The organism is Ottowia sp. oral taxon 894 (assembly GCF_001262075.1).
In the GTDB taxonomy this organism is placed as follows: domain Bacteria; phylum Pseudomonadota; class Gammaproteobacteria; order Burkholderiales; family Burkholderiaceae_C; genus Ottowia; species Ottowia massiliensis.
The window spans coordinates 936,086-955,802 of record NZ_CP012073.1 but is presented as its reverse complement, the minus strand read 5'-3'; the positions used below and the strand labels follow the sequence as shown (position 1 = coordinate 955,802).

14 protein-coding genes are annotated in these 19,717 nt (G+C 66.7%); 2 read left to right on the top strand and 12 right to left on the bottom strand.

Annotated features, from left to right (window positions below; all coding sequences use genetic code 11):
• Nucleotides 1–20 precede the first annotated feature (20 nt).
• Together yidD and yidC are read left to right on the top strand one after the other, a co-directional pair.
• The gene (gene yidD, locus ADJ79_RS04035; protein WP_050714898.1) at nucleotides 21–323 is read left to right on the top strand and encodes a membrane protein insertion efficiency factor YidD; all 303 of its coding nucleotides are present in this window, start codon (nucleotides 21–23) and stop codon (nucleotides 321–323) included.
• Entirely contained in the window at nucleotides 320–2,011 is a 1,692-nt protein-coding gene (gene yidC / locus ADJ79_RS04030; RefSeq protein ID WP_050714897.1) for a membrane protein insertase YidC, read from the top strand. Before yidD ends, yidC begins: the two co-directional genes overlap by 4 nt.
• Before the next feature lie 684 nt (nucleotides 2,012–2,695).
• On the opposite strand, the gene lpxC is transcribed toward yidC, so the two are convergent.
• The 12 genes from lpxC to ADJ79_RS03970 form a co-directional block, all read right to left on the bottom strand.
• Nucleotides 2,696–3,619 carry a UDP-3-O-acyl-N-acetylglucosamine deacetylase gene (gene lpxC / locus ADJ79_RS04025; RefSeq protein ID WP_050716390.1) on the bottom strand — a complete coding sequence of 308 codons (924 nt, stop codon included), beginning with the start codon at nucleotides 3,617–3,619 and terminating at the stop codon, nucleotides 2,696–2,698.
• A 122-nt stretch (nucleotides 3,620–3,741) separates the two neighbouring features.
• Nucleotides 3,742–4,968, bottom strand: coding sequence for a cell division protein FtsZ (ftsZ, locus tag ADJ79_RS04020; RefSeq protein WP_050714896.1), 1,227 nt, complete (start codon nucleotides 4,966–4,968; stop codon nucleotides 3,742–3,744).
• Between the two features lie 130 nt (nucleotides 4,969–5,098).
• The gene (gene ftsA, locus ADJ79_RS04015) at nucleotides 5,099–6,328 is read right to left on the bottom strand and encodes a cell division protein FtsA (protein WP_050714895.1); all 1,230 of its coding nucleotides are present in this window, start codon (nucleotides 6,326–6,328) and stop codon (nucleotides 5,099–5,101) included.
• A gap of 32 nt (nucleotides 6,329–6,360) precedes the next feature.
• A complete protein-coding gene (locus ADJ79_RS04010; RefSeq protein ID WP_156304013.1) occupies nucleotides 6,361–7,194 on the bottom strand; it encodes a cell division protein FtsQ/DivIB in 834 nt (277 codons plus the stop codon).
• On the bottom strand, nucleotides 7,191–8,159 hold the full coding sequence (locus tag ADJ79_RS04005) for a D-alanine--D-alanine ligase (protein ID WP_050716388.1): 969 nt from the start codon (nucleotides 8,157–8,159) through the stop codon (nucleotides 7,191–7,193). The genes ADJ79_RS04010 and ADJ79_RS04005 overlap by 4 nt, the downstream gene beginning before the upstream one ends.
• Nucleotides 8,160–8,181: 22 nt before the next feature.
• The gene (murC, locus tag ADJ79_RS04000) at nucleotides 8,182–9,600 is read right to left on the bottom strand and encodes a UDP-N-acetylmuramate--L-alanine ligase (protein WP_050714894.1); all 1,419 of its coding nucleotides are present in this window, start codon (nucleotides 9,598–9,600) and stop codon (nucleotides 8,182–8,184) included.
• 258 nt (nucleotides 9,601–9,858) lie between these two features.
• On the bottom strand, nucleotides 9,859–10,953 hold the full coding sequence (murG, locus tag ADJ79_RS03995; protein WP_050714893.1) for an undecaprenyldiphospho-muramoylpentapeptide beta-N-acetylglucosaminyltransferase: 1,095 nt from the start codon (nucleotides 10,951–10,953) through the stop codon (nucleotides 9,859–9,861).
• Nucleotides 10,950–12,218 (bottom strand): putative lipid II flippase FtsW, encoded by a 1,269-nt coding sequence (gene ftsW / locus ADJ79_RS03990; RefSeq protein WP_050714892.1) that lies wholly within the window; start codon nucleotides 12,216–12,218, stop codon nucleotides 10,950–10,952. Before ftsW ends, murG begins: the two co-directional genes overlap by 4 nt.
• Nucleotides 12,215–13,720: a UDP-N-acetylmuramoyl-L-alanine--D-glutamate ligase gene (murD, locus tag ADJ79_RS03985; protein ID WP_050714891.1), complete on the bottom strand. Its 1,506-nt coding sequence runs from the start codon at nucleotides 13,718–13,720 to the stop codon at nucleotides 12,215–12,217. Before murD ends, ftsW begins: the two co-directional genes overlap by 4 nt.
• Nucleotides 13,721–13,724: 4 nt before the next feature.
• Nucleotides 13,725–14,915, bottom strand: a complete 1,191-nt coding sequence (gene mraY, locus ADJ79_RS03980) for a phospho-N-acetylmuramoyl-pentapeptide-transferase (RefSeq protein WP_050714890.1) — start codon at nucleotides 14,913–14,915, stop codon at nucleotides 13,725–13,727.
• Nucleotides 14,905–17,961 (bottom strand): bifunctional UDP-N-acetylmuramoyl-L-alanyl-D-glutamate--2,6-diaminopimelate ligase MurE/UDP-N-acetylmuramoyl-tripeptide--D-alanyl-D-alanine ligase MurF, encoded by a 3,057-nt coding sequence (gene murF, locus ADJ79_RS13035; protein WP_082202890.1) that lies wholly within the window; start codon nucleotides 17,959–17,961, stop codon nucleotides 14,905–14,907. The genes mraY and murF overlap by 11 nt, the downstream gene beginning before the upstream one ends.
• Nucleotides 17,961–19,682, bottom strand: coding sequence for a penicillin-binding protein 2 (locus ADJ79_RS03970; protein ID WP_050716387.1), 1,722 nt, complete (start codon nucleotides 19,680–19,682; stop codon nucleotides 17,961–17,963). The genes murF and ADJ79_RS03970 overlap by 1 nt, the downstream gene beginning before the upstream one ends.
• Nucleotides 19,683–19,717: the final 35 nt, after the last annotated feature.

The following is a 19,717-nucleotide window of genomic DNA, read 5'->3' as shown; positions in this document are numbered from 1 at the left end:
ATTGCCTTTCTTTTCTCGCCATGCGCAAGCTGCTCATTGCCCTGGTTCGCGGCTACCGCCTGTTGCTGTCGCCCTGGCTGGGATCGGCCTGCCGCTTTGAGCCGACTTGCTCTCTTTACGCCATTGAAGCGCTGGAGCGCCACGGTGCGCTGGCAGGCAGCTACCTCACGCTGCGGCGGCTGGGCCGCTGTGGCCCCTGGTGTGCAGGCGGCCATGATCCCGTGCCTGACGCGCCGCCGCGCCTCTGCCGTCTTTTCACTTCGCCGCCGGCTGCTTCACGCCGCCCGCCAGCGTCCGCTTCCCCAACCGAACCAACTCCATGAACGACATTCGCCGCACCATCCTGTGGGTCGTTTTTGCCCTCTCCAGCATCTTGCTGTGGGACAAATGGCAGGTCCACAACGGCCGCCCGGCCACGTTCTTTCCCAGCCCGGCGGCCACAGCCCAGGGGCCGCAAGGCGCGGGCGCTGCGCCTTCAGCCGTGCCTGCGGCCACGGGCGCATCCGGCGCTTCTGCGCTTTTGCCCGGCCAGGCCGCGCCAGCCGCCCTGCAACCGGCCAGCGAGCGCATCGAAGTCACCACCGACGTGATGAAGCTCGTGTTCGATACCCGGGGCGGCTCCATCATCCACAGCGAATTTCTGGCGTATGACGAGGCGGGCCGCCCCGGCAAACCCTTCGTGCTGCTGGACGACAGCCGCGAGCGCATCTACCAGGCCCAGTCCGGCCTGGCCAACCCGCAAGGCGCGCCTTTGCCCACGCACGAAACCGTCATGCAGTTCAGCGGCGAGCGCGCGCTCAAGGACGGCGAAAACACCCTCACCCTGCGCTTTGAATCGCCCGAAATTGGCGGCGTCAGGCTTGTAAAAACCTACACGCTGGAGCGCGGCTCCTACGTCATCCACACTGCGCACGAAATCATCAACGGCGGCCAGCAGCCCGTTTCGCCCCAGCTCTACGTTCAGCTGGTGCGCGATGGCGGCAAGGAAGCGGGCGAGACCGGCTTTTATTCCACCTTCACCGGCCCGGCCTTCTACACGCCCGAAAAGAAATACCAGAAGGTTGAATTCAAAGACATCGCCAAAGGCGACGCCAGCTACCAGAAAACATCGCCAAACGGCGGCTACGTTGCCATGGTGCAGCACTACTTCGCCAGCGCCTGGGCTTTCGATGAACAAACCGCGCTGGAAAACTCCGCCCGCCAGGTGTCGCCCAACCTGTATGCAGCCACCATGCTCACGCAACCCAGGCTGGTAGCGCCCGGCGCAAGCGAAACGCTCAATGCGCGCCTGTTCATCGGCCCGCAAATCGAAACCATGCTGGAGCGTGTGGCCCCCGGCCTGGAACTGGTCAAGGACTATGGCTGGTTCACCATCCTCTCCAAGCCGCTGTATGCCCTGCTCAACTGGCTGCACAGCCTGCTGGGCAACTGGGGCTGGGCCATCGTCGCCCTGGTCGTGTTGCTGAAAATCGCCTTCTACTGGCTCAACGCCAAGGCCTACGCCAGCATGGCGAAGATGAAAGCCATCAGCCCGCGCATCACGGCCCTGCGCGAGCGCTACAAGGACAAGCCGCAAGACATGCAGCGCGAGATGATGCGCATCTACCGCGAAGAAAAAGTGAACCCTCTGGGCGGCTGCCTGCCCATCCTGATCCAGATTCCGGTGTTCATTGCCCTGTACTGGGTGCTGCTGTCCAGCGTGGAAATGCGCGGCGCGCCCTGGATTCTGTGGGTCACTGACCTGTCGGTGAAAGACCCCTACTACATCCTGCCGCTGGTCATGGCGCTCACCACCCTGTTTCAAACGGCGCTCAACCCGTTGCCGCCCGATCCCATGCAGGCCAAGATGATGTGGATCATGCCGCTCGTGTTCAGCGTCATGTTCTTCTTCTTCCCTGCGGGCCTGGTGCTCTACTGGATCACCAACAACATCCTCACCATCGCCCAGCAGTGGATCATCAACACGCGCCTGGGCGTGCCGCCGCAGTTCAACCTGCCCAAGTTCAAGTAAGACGAAAAAGCCCGCAATTGCGGGCTTTCTTGCGTCTGGCCGCGTACCGTTTTTTGAAATGCGTTGCGGAGGGCGGCGACGCTTCAACGCAGATGCATCCGCTTCCGCCAGCGGTTTCCCGCCTTGTGGCAGCCCTTCACGACAATGCAGAGTTCAGGCGTTGGACAAACGCGCTGGTCACGTGTCCTATCGCCCGCAAATTTTCAGAGCGTGTTCACAATCTGCCCGGAATGGCGAAAAGCGCAAGCTCAGACGGGCTTGCGGGCGATTGGCCGCTGTGCGCCCCTGAGGGATGGCACCTGCCAAATGGCATCAAAAACAGGAGCGAATTTGGGAGGCATGAAACACTGCTTTGCGCAATCCCTACTAGGACATCATGCTATTGATAAAGTAGCAAATTATTGCCCGCCCGCTTTTTCGAGGTGAGGCCAAAAGCAGATTCAAAGGCACTCTTGAAGGCACAGGCAACAGGTGGCAGATGCTGGATGCACCTCTGTCATGCTTGTCTATTCATAGCTGAATGTCCTCGTGAAATATGCGCGAAACGGCGGTTTCTGCCCCGTAAGTTCGCTCCTATCTTTGAGGCAATATGACAAGCTGGTTTTGCTGTTTGACAAAACCTTGGTGCATGGCGAACCTTTCGGAGGCGCCTTTGGCATCTATGCACGGATTGCGGGCGGTTTTCTACCAAGCTTTGGCCAGCTGGCCAAAACCTGCTGGGGCCTGCTGCTCGTCTGCGAAGCTCACGATTTCATAAGCGTCGGGCTGCGCCAGCAGTGCGCGCAGCAGCTGGTTGTTCAACGCATGGCCAGAGCGGAAAGCGCTGTAGGCTGCCAGCATGGCGTGGCCTATGCAATAGAGGTCGCCGATGGCATCCAGGATCTTGTGCTTGGCAAATTCTTCGTCGTAGCGCAGACCATCGGGGTTGAGCACTTTCACGTCGTCCATCACGATGGCGTTGTCCAGTCCGCCGCCCAGCGCCAGGCCATGTGAGCGCATGGCTTCGACATCGCGGCTGAAGGCGAAGGTGCGCGCGCGCGCGATGTCACGGCTGTAGCGGCCTGATCCCAGATCAAACGTCACGCGTTGCGTGGTCGCGTCCACGGCGGGGTGGCTGAATTCGATTTCAAAGCTCAGTGTGAAGCCGTGCAGCGGCTCCAGCCGCGCCCATTTGAGCTGAGACCCTTCGCCTTCGCGCACTTCCACTGGCCGCTTGACGCGCACGAACCGCTTGGGCGCGGGCTGGATCTCGATGCCCGCGCTTTGAAGGAGATAGACGAAAGCGGAGGCGGAGCCGTCCAGAATGGGAACTTCTTCCGCCGTGATGTCGATGTAGAGGTTGTCGATGCCCACGCCTGCGCAGGCCGACATCAGGTGTTCGATGGTGCGTACGCGCACGTCGCCCTGAGTCAAGGTGGTGGCCAGGCGCGTGTCATTGACCGAATCGGCGCACACGGCGATGGTGACGGGCGCGGCCAGGTCGGTGCGCCGGAACACGATGCCCGTGTTCACGGGCGCAGGGCGCAGCGTCAGCTCAACGCGCTTGCCGCCGTGCAGGCCAACGCCTGCGGCGTGGACGATGGATTTGAGGGTGCGTTGCGCAAGCATGGTTTCAGGTGATCGGAGCGCGTCAGCAAAAAAGCCGGTGACGCAAGCGGCAAAAGGCTGGATGGCTTTTTGCACAGCCATCCAGCCTCTTGGGGGCAGGGCGCCTGGAACGTGCGCGAAATTCAGTCTGCCTGTTTGCGCAAAAAGGCAGGAATATCGTAGTTATCCACTCCGCTGCTGGCGGCCGGGCGCGCGGCGGGCGCGCCGGGGCGGGCGGTGCCTGCGCGCGCAGGCGAGGCGCGAAACGCCGAGGAAGACAGGCCCAAGTGACCGAAGTCGGAGGTCTGGAAGCCATTGCCTGCGGCGGGCGTGGACAGCATCACGTTGTCCGTGCCCGTGCGCAAGCCGCCTTGCAGCACCGACATGGGCTGGCGCATGGCGTTGGGGTTGGACAGGCCCGTGGCTACCACGGTCACGCGGATTTCATCGCCGAGCGCATCGTCATAAGCCGCGCCATAGATGGTTTGCGCTTCAGGCGAGGCATAGTGGCGAATGGCCTCCATGGCCGTTTTGGATTCGTTCAGCTTGAGTGAACCGCGCGCCGCCGTGATGAGCACCAGCACGCCACGCGCGCCGGAGAGATCAATGCCTTCCAGCAAGGGGCAGGCCACGGCTTTCTCTGCGGCAATGCGGGCGCGATCGGGGCCGCTGGCCGTCGCCGTTCCCATCATGGCTTTGCCGGGTTCGCTCATGACGGTGCGCACGTCTTCAAAGTCCACGTTCACGAAGCCATAGTCGTTGATGATTTCAGCGATGCCGCCCACGGCGTTTTTCAGCACATCGTTGGCTTCGGCGAAGGCGTCTTCCTGCGTGATGTCGTCGCCCAGCACGTCAAGCAGTTTTTCATTGAGCACCACGACCAGCGAATCGACGTTGGCCTCCAGCTCCTGCAAGCCCGCCTCGGCATTGGCCATGCGGCGTCCGCCTTCCCATTCAAACGGCTTGGTGACCACGCCCACGGTCAGAATGCCCATGTCCTTGGCAATACGCGCAACCACGGGGGCTGCGCCGGTGCCCGTGCCGCCGCCCATGCCTGCCGTGATGAACAGCATGTGCGCGCCGCGGATGGCCTGGCGGATTTCGTCGGCGGCGGCTTCAGCGGCTTCGCGGCCCTTGTCAGGCTTGCTGCCAGCGCCCAAGCCGCTGGTGCCCAGCTGAATGGCCTGACCCGCGCGGGTACGGCCCAATGCCTGCGCATCCGTATTGGCACTAATGAATTCGACGCCTTGCACATTGCGGTTAATCATGTGATCTACGGCGTTGCTGCCGCCGCCGCCTACGCCGATGACCTTGATGCGTGTTCCTGTATTGAAGCCGCTGGCATCGGTGTCGATCATTTCAATGGGCATTTTTCTGTCCTTTATTTGGTTTTCTGCGCTGTCACAGAGGGAAAGTCAATGAAATCTTTTGCTACAACCCCGGATGATCCGGAGAATGAATAAACCAAGGCATTATTTTGCAGGAAATATGGTGTTCATGTCATAGATTCCCTATAAAAAAGTCCCTGATACGGCTGAACATCAATTTGATGCCGCCCGCTTCTGCGGCTTTGAAGCCACGCATGCGCGCCAGGCGCGCTTCTTCCAGCAAACCCATGACCGTGGCCACCCGAGGGTGCGCCAGCATGTCGGACATTTCCTGCGCGCGCCTGGGCACGGCCACGCGCACGGGTTTGAGAAAAATGTCTTCGCCCAGATCAACCATGCCCGGCATGGAGGCGCTGCCGCCTGTCAGCACGATGCCTGCGGATTGCATCTGCTCTTCCAGGCCGGACTCGTGAATGACTTGCTGAACGAGGGAGAAGATTTCAACCACGCGCGGCTCGATCACGCCCGCCAGCGCCTGCTTGCTGATCTGGCGCAAGTCCTGCTCGCCCATGCCGCTCACGTCCACATCCACTTCGCGGGGCGCCAGCATCTGCTTGGCCACGCCATGCTCCACCTTGGTGTGCTCGGCGTTTTCCATGGTGGTGTGCAGGCCGATGGCGATGTCGCTGGTCATCAGCTCGCCCGCGATGGGAATGACGGCCGTGTGGCGTATGGCGCCGCCAAAGAAGATGGACACATCGGTCGTGCCCGCGCCAATATCCACGCAGACGGCGCCCAGCTCGCGCTCGTCGTCCGTCAGCACGGCCAGGCCCGAAGCCAGCGGGTTGAGCATGATCTGGTCCACCTCCAGGCCGCAGCGGCGCACGCACTTGAGCACGTTTTCGGCCGCGCTTTGCGCGCCGGTGACGATGTGCGCGCGCGTTTGCAGCCGTTTGCCGCTCATGCCCACGGGTTCGCGCACCAGATTGCCGTCGATGATGAATTCCTGCGGCTCCACTAGCAGCAGGCGCTGGTCGGCCGCCGTATTGACGGTCTTGGCCGAATCCACCGCGCGCGCCACGTCCTGCACGGTGACTTCCTTGCCCTTGACCATCACCATGCCGCTGGTGTTGAGGCTGCGGATATGGCTGCCTGTCAGGCCCGTGTGAACGCGGCTGATGTTGCAGCCCGCCGTCTGCTCGGCCTCCTTGATGGCCTGGTCAATGCTGCCTACCGTGGCTTCAATGTCCACCACCACGCCGCGCTTGATGCCCTTGCTGGCCGCTGTGCCCAGCCCTACCAGGCGCAGCTGGCCGTCGGGCTGCACTTCGCAAGTCACGGCCATGACTTTGGCGGTGCCTATGTCCAGGCCGGTGATCAGATTCTTGTGTTCTTTCGCCATAACGTTTCTCTTGTGCGTCCTTTCTCCTGAAGTCAGGGCTGTGCGTGAGTGGTGCTGATGCCGTGCAGCCGCAAGGCGTAGCCGCCGGAGTGGCGCAAGTCCGCCGAGGCAATGGCTTGCGGCTGGCGCTGGTGGCGCGCCGCCACTTCGCCCGCCGTGGCCGCGAACTGCGCCAGGCGCGTGGTCAGCTCGTCCGCCGTGCCGCCGCCCAGCTCCAGCGTGGCGTTCTGGTTCAGGCGGGCGCGCCAGTTGCCGCGCTCAAGCAAGGTCAGCTCCTGCATGCGCAGGCCAAGAGGCGCGAGCAGGGGCGCCAGCCGCTGATACATGGCCAGCACTTCGGCCGCCTGATCCGGCGGCCCATCCAGCCGGGGCATGGAAGACATGGATCCGGATGCAGCCGTTTCGCTTTCCGGCGCCAGACCGTCAGGATCGGCGCTGCCGTCGTCGTCTCCATCCTGCCCGTCAAAGATTTCGCCTTGGGCATTGAGCAGCTGCTTGCCCTCTTCTCCCCAGTAGGCCACGGGCACGTGCTCCTGCAAGGTCACATGCAGCAGATTCGGGAACTCCCGCCGCACCACGGCCCGCCGCACCCAGGGGGCGGATTCAAAAGCCGCTTGCGCCTGCGCCATTTGCAGGGTGATGAAGTTGCCCTGCAGCAGCGGCACGATGTTGGCTTGCAGGCTGCTTGCGCTGTTGTGCTCCACATCGCCATCCACGGTGATGCGCCCTATGGCGAACACGGGCTGGCGCAGCGCCCACCATGCGGCAGCGGCCACGCACGCCAGCGCCACGCCGGCCAGCAGCAATCTGGCGGCGAAGTCCATCAGGCGCACGTCCCACGACGCCATGGCGGGCGCGCCGCTCATGCGCGGCCCTCCGCGTAGTCCAGCGTGGCCTCGGCCAGCAGGCGCAGACACAAGTCCTCGTAGTCCAGGCCCGTGGCGCGGGCGGCCATGGGCGCGAGGGAGTGGCTGGTCATGCCGGGCGAGGTGTTGATCTCCAGCAGCCAGGGCTGGCGCGTGGCGCGGTCAATCATCACGTCCAGCCGCCCCCAGCCACGGCAGCCGATCACGCGATAGGCGCGCTCGGCCAGGGCATGCAGCCGGGCTTCTTCCTGCGGCGGCAGGCCGCTGGGCACGTGGTAGCGCGTGTCGTTGCTGAGGTATTTGTGCTCGTAGTCGTAGTTGCCGCCTGGCGCTTCAATGCGCACGGTGGCCTGCGCTTGCGCCGTCTCGCCCGCGCCCAGCACCAGGCAGGTTACTTCCTCGCCGTCTATGAACTGCTCGCACAGCACGTCGGCGTCCAGGCGGGCAGCGGCTTCAACGGCGGCGGCCAGCTCGCCGGCCTGCATGACTTTGGTCAGCCCCAGCGAGGAGCCTTCGCGCGCGGGCTTGACGATGAGCGGCAGCCCCAGCGCCTGCGTCACTTCTTGCAACTTCTGCGGGTCATGGCCGCCCTGGCGCAAAAAGACGTGGCGCGGCGTGGGCAGCCCTTCGGCCAGCCACACGCGCTTGGTCATGATTTTGTCGATGGCAATGCTGCAAGCCTGCACGCCCGCGCCGGTGTAGGGCAGGCCCAGCAGCTCCAGCGCGCCCTGCACGGTGCCGTCTTCGCCGTAGCGGCCATGCAGGGCGATGAAGCAGCGGGCAAAGCCTTCGCGCCGCAGCTCGCCCATGTCGCGCTCTGCGGGGTCGAAAGGGTGGGCGTCCACGCCGCGCGCGCGCAGCGCCTGCAAAACGCCCTGTCCCGATTGCAACGAGATTTCGCGCTCCGACGAGCGCCCGCCCATGAGAACGGCCACTTTGCCAAACGGCTTGTCTTGCACGGTCATGCTGTTTTCTTCCAATGAATCATCAGGCTGCAATTTTGATAGCAGGCCGGGCCTGCTCCAGCACTTTGGCGGGCACGCCGCCAATGGAGCCCGCGCCCATGCACATCACCACGTCGCCCGCGCGCGCGTGGGTCAGGATGGCTTGCGGCATGTCGGCAATGTCATCCACGAACACCGGCTCCACCTGGCCTGCCACGCGCAGCGCGCGCGCCAGCGTGCGGCCATCGGCGTGGGCCACAGGCTCTTCGCCGGCGGCATACACCTCGGCCAGCAGCACAGCGTCGGCGCTGCCGATGACTTTCACGAAATCCTCGAAGCAGTCGCGCGTGCGGCTGTAGCGGTGCGGCTGGAAGGCCAGCACCAGCCGCCGCCCCGGAAACGCGCCGCGCGCCGCCGCCAGCGTGGCCGCCATTTCCACGGGGTGGTGGCCGTAGTCGTCTATCAGCGTGAAGCGCCCGCCTCCGGCGGCCTGCACTTCGCCGTAGCGCTGGAAGCGCCGGCCCACGCCGTTGAATTCGGCCAGGGCTTTTTGCACGGCCGCGTCAGGCAGGTTCAGCTCGGTGGCAATGGCAATGGCGGCCAGCGCGTTGAGCACGTTGTGCTCGCCCGCCAGATTGAGCGTGACGGGCATGTCCGGCAGGCGTATGCCATTGGCGCGCTGCACCGTGAACTGCATCTGGCCGCCAGCAGCGCGCACGTCCACGGCGCGCACTTGCGCGTCCTGGCCAAAGCCGTAGGTCGTCACGGGGCAGTTCACCTCTTGCAGGATTTCGCGCACCGCCGGGCTTTCCACGCACAGCACGGCCACGCCGTAAAAGGGCATGCGGTGCAGGAAATCGACAAAGGCTTTTTTCAGCCGCGCGAAGTCGTGGCCGTAGGTTTCCATGTGGTCGGCGTCGATGTTGGTGACGGCCGCCATCACGGGCATGAGGTTGAGAAACGACGCGTCCGATTCATCCGCCTCGGCCACGATGTATTCGCCCGCGCCCAGCCGCGCATTGACGCCGGCGCTGTTGAGCCGCCCGCCAATCACGAACGTAGGGTCCAGCCCCGCCTCGGCCAGCACGCTGGCCACCAGACTGGTGGTGGTGGTTTTGCCGTGCGTGCCCGCAATGGCGATGCCCTTGCGCAGGCGCATCAGCTCGGCCAGCATCACGGCGCGCGGCACCACGGGAATGCGCTTTTCGCGCGCGGCCAGCACCTCCGGGTTGTCGGGCTTGACGGCGGTGGAAGTCACCACGGCGTCAGCGCCCTCGATGTGCGCGGCCTCGTGCCCCACGAAGGCGCGTATGCCCAGCTGCTGCAAGCGCCGCAGCGTGGCGCTGTCGGCCAGGTCCGAGCCGCTGATGACGTAGCCCAGGTTGTGCAGCACTTCGGCGATGCCGCTCATGCCGGCGCCGCCCATGCCGACGAAGTGAATGCGGCGTATGGCTTGTTTCATGGTGTCAGGTCTTTCAAGATGTCCAGGGCCTCTGTCTGCGCGTCTGCACAACCGGATGATTTGCTTCTTTTTCCATAGCATGATGTCCTAGTGAAACGTGCGCAGCAGGCGTTTTCGATGCCTTTGATTCGCTCCTGATTTCGGAGTAACTTGGTGGAATGGCGCAGGCGTGCCTTCCAGCCTGCTCCGGGCCGTCCGGCCTGATGGAACGAGGGCCTTGCGCTCTCATCCCGGCAGCAAGGGGCGAGACTGGGGCGTTCATGGCTGGCACAGCTCCTGGCAGGCGTCGGCCACGGCCTGCGCCGCGCCGGTTTTCTGTTTCTCCCGGGCCGCCTGCGCCTGCTTGAGCAGCGCACTGCGGCTGGCGCTGCCCAGCAGGCGCGCGAGCTTTTGCGGCGTGAGATCGGCCTGCTGAATCAGCTGGCCCGCGCCGGCATCGGTCAGAAAGCGCGCGTTGGCGCTCTGGTGGTCGTCCACGGCGTAGGGAAAAGGCACGAACAGCGCGGCCGCGCCCACGGCGGCCAGCTCCGTCACCGTGGCCGCGCCCGCGCGGCAAATCACCCAGTCGGCATCGGCAAACGCCTGCGCCATGTCGTCAATGAAGGGCACGGCTTCGGCCTGCACGCCAGCGGCGGCGTAGGCGGCCTTGAGCGCATCAATCTGCTTGGCGCCGCTTTGGTGCAGCACCTGCGGGCGCTCGCCTTCAGGCAGCAGGGCCAGCGCCTGCGGCACGATGTCATTGAGCGCCTTCGCGCCCAGGCTGCCGCCCACCACCAGCAGGCGCAGCGGGCCGCTGCGGCCCGCAAAGCGTTCGGCAGGCGGCGGCACCTGCAAAAAGGCGGGGCGCAGCGGGTTGCCCACCCATTCGCCGCGCGGCAGCGCGCCCGGAAAGGCGGTGAACACGCGCCGCGCCAGCCGCGCCAGCAGCCGGTTGGACAGGCCCGCCACCGAGTTCTGCTCGTGCAGCACCAGCGGCTTGCCGCACAAGACGCCTGCCAGCGCGCCCGGCACGGTCACGTAGCCGCCCATGCCAATCAGCACGTCGGGCCGCACGCGGCGCACCACGGCGCGCGCCTGGCGCAAAGCGCGCCACAGCCGCCAGGGCAGCGCCAGCAGCGCGCGCCAGCCCTTGCCGCGCACGCCGCCAAATTCAATGGCCTCAAAGGCAAAGCTGTGCGGCGGCGCCAGCTGCTCTTCCATGCTGCCGGGCGTGCCCAGCCAGTGTACGCGCCAGCCGCGCGCGCGCAGCTCTTCGGCCACGGCCAGGCCGGGGAAGATGTGGCCGCCGGTGCCGCCGGCCATCATCAGGGCGCAAGGCGGCGGGTTCTGGCTTGTCTGGTTTGCCTGGCTCATGCGCGCGCTCCATAGCCGTACATCAGCTGGCGGTTTTCCGCGTCCACGCGCAGCACGATGGCCAGCGCCACCAGATTGACCACCAGCGCCGAGCCGCCGTAGCTCATGAGCGGCAGCGTCAGCCCCTTGGTGGGCAGCGCGCCCAGATTCACGCCGATGTGAATGAACGCCTGAAAGCCCAGCCACAGGCCGATGCCCTGCGCCACCAGCCCCGAATACACGCGGTCAATGGCAATGGCCTGCCGCCCGATGAGCAGGATGCGGCGCGTCAGCCACATGAAGGCCAACGTCACGCACACCACGCCCGCCAGGCCCAGCTCTTCGCCGATGACGGCCAGCAGAAAGTCGGTGTACGGCTCGGGCAGCCAGTGCAGCTTTTCCACGCTCGCGCCCAGCCCCACGCCCCACAGCTCGCCGCGCCCCAGCGCGATGAGCGCTTGCGTGAGCTGGTAGCCCTTGTTGCGGGCGATTTCCGGATCCCAGGGGTTCATGAAGGCCAGCATGCGGGCGCGCCGCATGTCCGAGAAGTACAGGATGAGCGCCATCACCGCCGCCGTGAGCGCCAGCACGATCAGGAAGATGCGCCAGTTCACCCCGCCCAGCCACAAAATGCCCAGCGCGATGATGGCGATCACGATGAAAGTGCCCATGTCGGGCTGCTTCATCAGCAAGATGCCCAGCAGGCCCACAATGCCCACCAGCGGAAACACCGTGCGCACGAAGCCGTCGCCGCTCTCAATGCGCCGCACCATGTAGCCCGCCACGTAAAGCGGCGTGACGACTTTCAGCAGCTCCGCTGGCTGAAAAGTGAACACGCCAAAGTTGATCCAGCGCCGTGCGTTGTTGTAGACCACGCCCACGCCCGGCAGCAGCACGGCGATCAGCAGCGTCAGCATGACCACGAAAATCCAGGATGAATACCGCTCCCACCACAGCATGGGCACCTGAAAGGCCAGCGCGGCGGCAATCAGGCCGATGACCATCCACTTGAGCTGCCCCAGCAGAAAGTTGTAGGGCGACAGGTGCGCAAAGCGCGGGCTGTCGGGCAGCGCGATGGTGGCCGAAAACACCATGACCAGCCCCAGCGCGAGCAGGCACGCGGCCACCCAGATCAGCGCCTGATCCATCTCCGGCACGCGCGTGGGCGTGCTGGCCACACGCACGTATTGCGCGCCGCCAATGCGCACGGGCAAATCGTCCACCGCCGCACGGGCCGGGCGCGCGGCCCAGCCCGCGCCAAACAGGGATGCAAACAACTGCCTCACGGCGCGGCCTCCAGCAGCGCGCCCGCTTCGGCGGCCTGCGCCTGCACAGCTTGCGCGAAGGCTTCGGCGCGGTGCGCGTAGTCGCGGAACATGTCCATGCTGGCGCAGGCGGGCGAGAGCAGCACGGCGTCGCCCGGCTGCGCGGCGCGGCGGCACAGGGCCACGGCCTCGTCCATGCTGGCGGCCTCGTGCAGGCTGACGCCAGTGCCAGCCAGCGCCTGGCGGATTTGCGGCGCATCGCGCCCGATCAGCACCACCGCGCGGACGCAGCGCGCCACGGGCGCGGCCAGCGGCGAAAAATCCTGCCCCTTGCCCAGCCCGCCCAGAATGACAACCAGCTTGCGGCCGGCCCCCAGCCCTTGCAGGGCCGCCACGGTGGCGCCCACGTTCGTGCCCTTGCTGTCGTCAAAGTATTCAACCCCGTCAAAGCAGCCTATGGATTGCACGCGGTGCGGCTCGCCCCGGTATTCACGCAGGCCGTAGAGCATGGGCGCCAGCGGGCAGCCTGCCGCGTGCGCCAGCGCCAGCGCCGCCAGCGCGTTGAGCGCGTTGTGGCGGCCATGAATGCGCAGAGCGTCTGCGGGCATGAGGCGCTGCAAGTGCAGCGCATCGTCCGCGCCCCTTGGGCCTTCGGCCTCGTGCGCGCGCACCAGCCAGGTCATGCCATGAACCGTTTCCAGCCCGTAATCGCCTGGCTGCGCGGGCAGGCCGCTGCCAAAAGTGATGACCGTGCGCGGCGCGGGCCGGGGCGCTCCTTTGGTCGATCCTTTGGCTGTTTTCGCCGCCACGGGCGCGGGGCGCATGGCGGCCACCCATTCGTCATCGCGGTTGAGCACCATCGCGCCAGCTGCGCCAAACACGCGCGCCTTGGCCGCCGCGTAAGCCTGCATGCTGCCGTGCCAGTCCAGATGGTCTTGCGTGACGTTGAGCACGGTGGCCGCCGCCGGCTCGAAGGCATGCGCGGCGTCCAGCTGAAAGCTGGACAGCTCCAGCACCCAGACATCGGGCAGGGCATCGGCCTGCAGCCTTTCGGTGAGCGTGTCCAGCAGCGTGGGGCCGATGTTGCCGGCCACGGCCACTGTTTTGCCCGCGCGCTCTGCGAGCTGGCCCGTGAGCGCCGTCACGGTGGTCTTGCCATTGGTGCCCGTGATGGCGATGACGGCGGGCGCGTAGCCGCGCTGCGCCTTCAGATCGGCCAGCGCCTGGCTGAACAAGTCCAGCTCGCCCGCCACGGTCACGCCGCGCCGCGCTGCTTCGTCCAGCACGGGCTGCAACTGGGCCGGGGCCAGGCCGGGGCTGCGCAGCACGCAGGTCACGGTTTCATCCACCAGGCTGGCGGTCAGTGCGCCGCCCGCAAAGCGCACGCCTTCAGGCAGGCTGGCGCGCTGCGGCGGAGCCTCGCGCGTGTCGGCCACCGTCACCTGGTCGCCCTGGCGCAAGCGCCAGCGCGCCATCGCCAGCCCCGAAAGGCCCAGACCCAGAATCAGCACGTGTGCGCCCATCGCCTTACCTCAGCTTCAGCGTTGCCAGCCCGGCCATGCACAGCAGCATGGTGATGATCCAGAAGCGGATGACCACTTGCGTTTCGGCCCAGCCCTGTTTTTCAAAGTGATGGTGCAGCGGCGCCATCTTCAGCAGCCGCCGGCCTTCGCCGTAGCGGCGTCTGGTGTATTTGAAATAGGCCACTTGCGCGACGACCGACAGCACCTCGGCCACGAACACGCCGCCCATGATGGCCAGCACGATTTCCTGGCGCACCACCACGGCCACCGCGCCCAGCGCGCCGCCCAGCGCCAGCGCGCCCACATCGCCCATGAACACGCGCGCCGGCGGCGCGTTGAACCACAAAAAGGCCAGGCCCGCGCCCATCATGGCGGCGCAAAACACCAGCACTTCTCCCGCGCCGGGAATGAAGGGAAACAGCAGGTATTTCGAGAACACCGCGCTGCCGCTCACGTAGGCGAAGATGCCCAGCGAGGAGCCGACCATGATGACCGGCATGATGGCCAGCCCGTCCAGCCCGTCGGTGAAGTTCACGGCGTTGCTGGAGCCGACGATGACGCAAAAGCTCAGCGCCACAAAACCCAGCACGCCCGCCGGGTAGCCGATTTCCTTGAAAAACGGCACCAGCAGCGTCAGCCGCGCGGCGTTTTCGGGCGCGAAATCCAGCGGCAGGCCCGCCGCCACCCATTGCGTGAACAGCGCCCAGGCTTCCTGCGTGGAATTGCCCAGCAGGCTGAAGGCCAGCAGCAGCACGGCCAGCAGGCCCACCAGCGTCTGCCACATGAATTTCTCGCGCGAGCGCATGCCCTCCGGGTCTTTGCGCACCACCTTGCGCCAGTCGTCCACCCAGCCGATGGCGCCAAAGCCAAAAGTCACCAGCAGCACGATCCACACGAAGCGGTTGGAGAGGTCAAACCACAGCAGCGTGGCCACCGCAATGGCCAGCAGCACCAGCACGCCGCCCATCGTGGGCGTGCCGTTTTTGGCCAGGTGCGTCTGCATGGCGTAAGTGCGCACGGGCTGGCCGATCTTCAGCTCCGTCAGGCGGCGGATGACCCAGGGGCCAAAGGCAATGCCGATCAGCAGCGCCGTCATGGCGGCCATGACGGCGCGGAAGGTGATGTACTGAAAGATGCGCAGGAAACCCCACTCGGGCATCACGCCTTGCAGCCACGCGGCCAGATTAAGCAGCACCGCTTGCTCCCTGTTGTTCCAGTGTCCGCACGAGCCGCTCCATCTGCATGAAGCGCGAGCCCTTGACGGCGATGCAGCCCGCTTGCGGCAGCAGCGCCAGCGCCGCCGCTTGCAGGGCCTCCATGTTTTCAAAATGACGGCCGCCCGCGCCAAAGGCCCGCACGGCGTGCGGCGTCAGCCCGCCCAGCGCCAGCAAATGCGTGACGCCCCGGCTGCGGGCATACGCGCCCGCTTCGGCATGAAAAGCCGCGCCCTGGCGGCCCACTTCGCCCATGTCGCCCAGCGCCAGCACGCGCGGGGCGGGCATGCCCGCCAGCACGTCAATGAGCGCCAGCACAGAGTCGGGGTTGGCGTTGTAGGTGTCGTCAATCAGCGTGACGGCGCGGCCCGCCACGTGCAGCAGCGCCGCGCGCGAGCGGCCCGCCACGGGGCGAAAGGCTGTCAGCCCTGCCGCCATTGCCTCAACCGGCGTGCCCGCCGCCACGGCACAGGCCAGCGCGGCCAGCGCGTTGAGCAGGTTGTGGCGGCCTGCGGCGTGCAGGCTGAAAGCCACTTCGCCCACGGGCGTGACGGCGCTGGCGCGCCAGCTTTCGCCTTGCCAGAGCGCCTCGCGCGCGAACACGCCTGCGCCTGCGGCCTGCTCTCCAAATGTGAGCAGGCGGTGCGGCCCCGCAAGCGAGGCCCACAGCTTTTCATGGGCATCGCCCGCCGGAAAAATGGCCGTGCCGCCTGCTTGCAGGCAGGCAAAGACACTGCCGTTTTCCCGCGCCACGGCCTCCACGCCCGGCATGAATTCCTGGTGCTCGCGCTGCGCGTTGTTCACCAGCGCCACGGCAGGCGCGGCCATGCGGGCCAGCACGGCGATTTCGCCGGGGTGGTTCATGCCCAGCTCCACCACGGCCACGCGGTGTGCGGGGCGCAGGCGCAGCAGGGTCAGCGGCACGCCCACGTCGTTGTTCAGGTTGCCTTGCGTGGCCAGCGCGGCGCTGCCGTGCCAGGCGCGGAAGATGGCGGCCAGCATTTGCGTGACAGTGGTTTTGCCGTTGCTGCCCGTCACGGCCACCAGCGGCCCGGCAAAGCAGCGGCGGCGCCAGCCAGCGGCCATTTGCCCCAGCGCGCGGCGGGCATCGGGCGCGGCCAGGCCGGGCAGGCCGCTGGCTTGCAGCTGTGGCCAGCTGGCGGCATCCACCAGCGCGCAGGCCGCGCCTTTGCGCGCGGCTTCGGGCAGAAAGGCGGCGGCGTTGAAGCGCTCGCCGCGCAGCGCCACGAACAAGTCGCCCGGCGCGAGCGTGCGCGTGTCGGTGTGCACGCGGGCCACGGGCGTGGCTGCATCGCCTGCCAGCTGCGCGCCTTCCACCCATTGCGCCACTTCGCCCAGCGTCAGGCCCATGCCTTGCGCCGCCGGGTCGTTTCCAGAGGCTGGTTTGCTATTGCTTTGATAGCTGGAAGCGCGCGTATTTGAAGGACCTGCGCCGGTTTTGGCTCTGTTTTGGGCCAAGGCGCGGCGGGCTTCGGCCTGATCCGAGAAGGGGCGGCGCTCGCCCTTGATTTCCTGATAGTCCTCATGGCCCTTGCCAGCGATTAGCACCACGTCCGCCGGCTGGGCCGCCTGCAAGGCCAGGGCGATGGCGCGGGCGCGGTCAGGCTCGGCGCGCGGCTGGCTGCCGGGCGGCAGGCCGCGCAGCACGTCGGCCATGATGGTTTGCGGGTCTTCGCCGCGCGGGTTGTCGCTGGTGACGAGCACTTCATCGGCCAGCCGCGCGGCGGCCGCGCCCATCAGCGGGCGCTTGCTTTTGTCGCGGTTGCCGCCGCAGCCGAACACGGCCCAGAGCCGCCCGCCGCGCGCCGCCGCCAGCGGGCGCAAGGCTTGCAGGGCTTTTTCCAGCGCGTCGGGCGTGTGGGCGTAGTCCACCACGGCCAGCGGCTGGCCGGCAGCGGCAATCTGCTCCATGCGGCCCGGCACGGCGGGCAGGCGGCTGCACGCACGCGCGGCGGCGGCGGCCAGCGGCACGCCCAGCGCGCGCATGGCGGCCATCACGCCCAGCACATTGCTGACGTTGTAGACGCCCACCAGCTCTGTTTGCAGCGCGTGGGCCGCGCCGCCTGCTTCATGCACGGTGAAGGCCAGCCCTTGCGGGCGCTGCTCCAGCCCGCTGGCCCACAGGCGCGCGCCAGCGGCAGGCGCTGCGCCGCCCTGGCACAGCGCGTAGCCCCACACGTCCACGCCGCGCTGGCCGGTGGCTTCGGCCAGCGCGGGGCCTTGCGGGTCGTCCAGGTTGATGACGGCCGCTTGCAGGCCGGGCCAGGCAAACAGCGCGGCCTTGGCCTGCCAGTAAGCCTGCATGCTGCCGTGCCAGTCCAGATGGTCTTGCGTGAAATTGGTGAACACGGCCACGCGCACAGCCAGCCCGGCCATGCGGCGCTCGGCCAGGCCGATGGAAGAGGCCTCCATCGCGCACGAGCGCGCGCCTTCGTCCAGCATGCGGCGCAGCCCGGCTTGCAGCTGCACGGGGTCGGGCGTGGTCAGGCCCGTGGCCTGCAAGCGGCCCGGCAGGCCCATGCCCAAAGTGCCCGCAAAGCCGCATGGATTCAGCGCAGGCAGCTCCTGATCTGATAGCAAACCGGGATGCGAGAGCGCCGCCGCCAGCCACCAGGCGCTGGAGGTTTTGCCATTGGTGCCCGTGATGGCGATGACGGGCATGCGCTGCGAAGGGTGGCCGTAGAACGCGGCGGCCACCCGGCCGGCCTGCGCTTTCAGGCCGGGCAGGCAGGCCACGGGCGCGCCAGCGGGCAGGCCGGCCAGCGCAGCCTGCGCTTCTTCGGGCGAGGCGGGCGGCTCCATCAGGCAGGCCGCAGCGCCTTGCGCCAGCGCGGCGGCCATGAAGCGCCGCCCGTCGGCCGCCGCGCCGGGCCAGGCGATGAAGCCGTCTCCCGCCTGCACCTGGCGGCTGTCGGTGCGCAGCTGGCCGCGCACGCGCTGGCGCAGCCACTGGGCGGCTTCTTCGGGCGTGCGCAAGTGCGCGATGGGGGCGTCAGTCAGGGGCATCACATGGACTCCTCTGCCGCGTCGCTCACGATTTGCGGCTTGACTTTCAGGTCGGGCTGCACGCCCAGCGTGCGCAGCGCCTGCTCGGTGACCAGGCTGAACAGGGGCGCGGCCACCAGGCCGCCGTAGTAGCCGCCGCTGCTTGGCTCGTCAATCATCACGACGATGACCAGCTTCGGGTCGCTGACGGGCGCCATGCCCACGAACCACGAGCGGTATTTGCCATCGCCATAAGAGCGGCCCACCAGCTTGCGGGCCGTGCCGGATTTGCCGCCCACGGAGTAGCTGTCAGTCTGCGCCTGCTGCCCCGTGCCGCCTGGGCCGGTGGCCATTTGCAGCATCTTGCGGATGGCGCCGGCCGTCTTGGCGGTGAACACCCGCGCGCCCTGCTCCAGCGGGTGGTTTTCGTCCACGCGGTTCAGGCGCAGGCGCGTGACATGCCCGTCTCCGGCAAAGGCCGAATAGGCGCGCGCCAGCTGCACCAGGGAGGCCGAGAGGCCGTAGCCGTACGACATGGTGGCCTTTTCCGTGGGCCGCCACTGCTTCCAGGGGCGCAAGCGGCCCAGCGCCGCGCCCTTGAGGCCGATTTCGGGCCGCTGGCCGAAGCCCAGCGCGGTGTAGCTGTCCCACATTTGCTGGGGCTGGAGCTTTTGCGAAATCTTGAGCGAGCCGACGTTGCTGGACTTCTTGATCACGCCTTCCACCGTGAGCGTGCCGTAGTTATGCACGTCGCGGATGGTGAAGCGGTCCAGCTGGTAGTAGCCGGGCGCGGTGTTGATGAGCGTCTGCGGCGTCACTTGCCCGGCGTCCAGCGCCATGGCCACCGTCACGGGCTTCATGCTGGAGCCAGGCTCGAACGCTTCGGCCAGCGCCATGTTGCGAAAGCGCTCCTGCCCGGCCTTTTTCCACTTCTCGCGGTTCGGCCACTCTTCCGGCTCGTAGCTGGGGTAATTGACCATGGCGATGATTTCGCCCGTCAGCGCATCCAGCGCCACCACGCTGCCGGCGCGCGCCTTGTGCTGCATGACGGCATCGCGCAGCTTGCGGTAGGCGTAGGCCTGGATGCGCGCGTCAATGGACAGATACACATCCTGCCCGTCCACCGGCGGCTCTTCTTCGCCCACCACCTCGATCACGTGGCCCAGCTGGTCACGGATGACGCGGCGCGAGCCGGGACGGCCCGCCAGCTCCTTTTCATACAGGCGCTCGGCGCCTTCCAGCCCCACATTGCTGTCTCCCGCAAACCCCACCACGTGGGCGGCGGCAGCGCCTTCGGGGTATTTGCGGAAGAAGTCGCGCTGCACTTCCAGCCCCTTCATCTTGAGCGCGGCCACTTCGGCGGCCACCGAGGCGTCCAGATAGCGCTTCAGCCAGACGAAGTTCTTGCTCACGTCGTCGAGCTTGCGGTCCAGCTCGGCCTGCGGCACGTCCAGAATTTTTGCCAGCTGCGCGCGCTTGATGCCGTCTTCCTCGCGCACCTGGCGCGGGCGCGCCGCCACGCTCACGGTCACGATGGAAGAGGCCAGGATTTGCCCATTGCGGTCCAGAATGCGCCCGCGCGTGGCAGGCAGGCTCATCGTGGTGACCAAGTGCACCTCGCCTTTTTGCTGGAGAAATTCCTTGCTCAGCACCTGCACATGAATGGCGCGCCCGACCAGCCCCAGAAAGACCAGGGCCAGGCCGGCCATGATGAAGCGGCTGCGCCACACGGGCGTTTTCATGTCCAGCAGCGGGCTTTGGGCGTAGCGGATGTCGT

Excerpts from the sequence above, each read along its gene's own strand:
- yidD (WP_050714898.1), top strand. The coding sequence starts at position 21 with ATGCGCAAGCTGCTCATTGCCCTGGTTCGCGGCTACCGCCTGTTGCTG.
- yidC (WP_050714897.1), top strand. The coding sequence starts at position 320 with ATGAACGACATTCGCCGCACCATCCTGTGGGTCGTTTTTGCCCTCTCC.
- lpxC (WP_050716390.1), bottom strand. The coding sequence starts at position 3,619 with ATGCTTGCGCAACGCACCCTCAAATCCATCGTCCACGCCGCAGGCGTT.
- ftsZ (WP_050714896.1), bottom strand. The coding sequence starts at position 4,968 with ATGCCCATTGAAATGATCGACACCGATGCCAGCGGCTTCAATACAGGA.
- ftsA (WP_050714895.1), bottom strand. The coding sequence starts at position 6,328 with ATGGCGAAAGAACACAAGAATCTGATCACCGGCCTGGACATAGGCACC.
- ADJ79_RS04010 (WP_156304013.1), bottom strand. The coding sequence starts at position 7,194 with ATGAGCGGCGCGCCCGCCATGGCGTCGTGGGACGTGCGCCTGATGGAC.
- ADJ79_RS04005 (WP_050716388.1), bottom strand. The coding sequence starts at position 8,159 with ATGACCGTGCAAGACAAGCCGTTTGGCAAAGTGGCCGTTCTCATGGGC.
- murC (WP_050714894.1), bottom strand. The coding sequence starts at position 9,600 with ATGAAACAAGCCATACGCCGCATTCACTTCGTCGGCATGGGCGGCGCC.
- murG (WP_050714893.1), bottom strand. The coding sequence starts at position 10,953 with ATGAGCCAGGCAAACCAGACAAGCCAGAACCCGCCGCCTTGCGCCCTG.
- murD (WP_050714891.1), bottom strand. The coding sequence starts at position 13,720 with ATGGGCGCACACGTGCTGATTCTGGGTCTGGGCCTTTCGGGGCTGGCG.
- murF (WP_082202890.1), bottom strand. The coding sequence starts at position 17,961 with ATGCCCCTGACTGACGCCCCCATCGCGCACTTGCGCACGCCCGAAGAA.
- ADJ79_RS03970 (WP_050716387.1), bottom strand. The coding sequence starts at position 19,682 with ATGAAAACGCCCGTGTGGCGCAGCCGCTTCATCATGGCCGGCCTGGCC.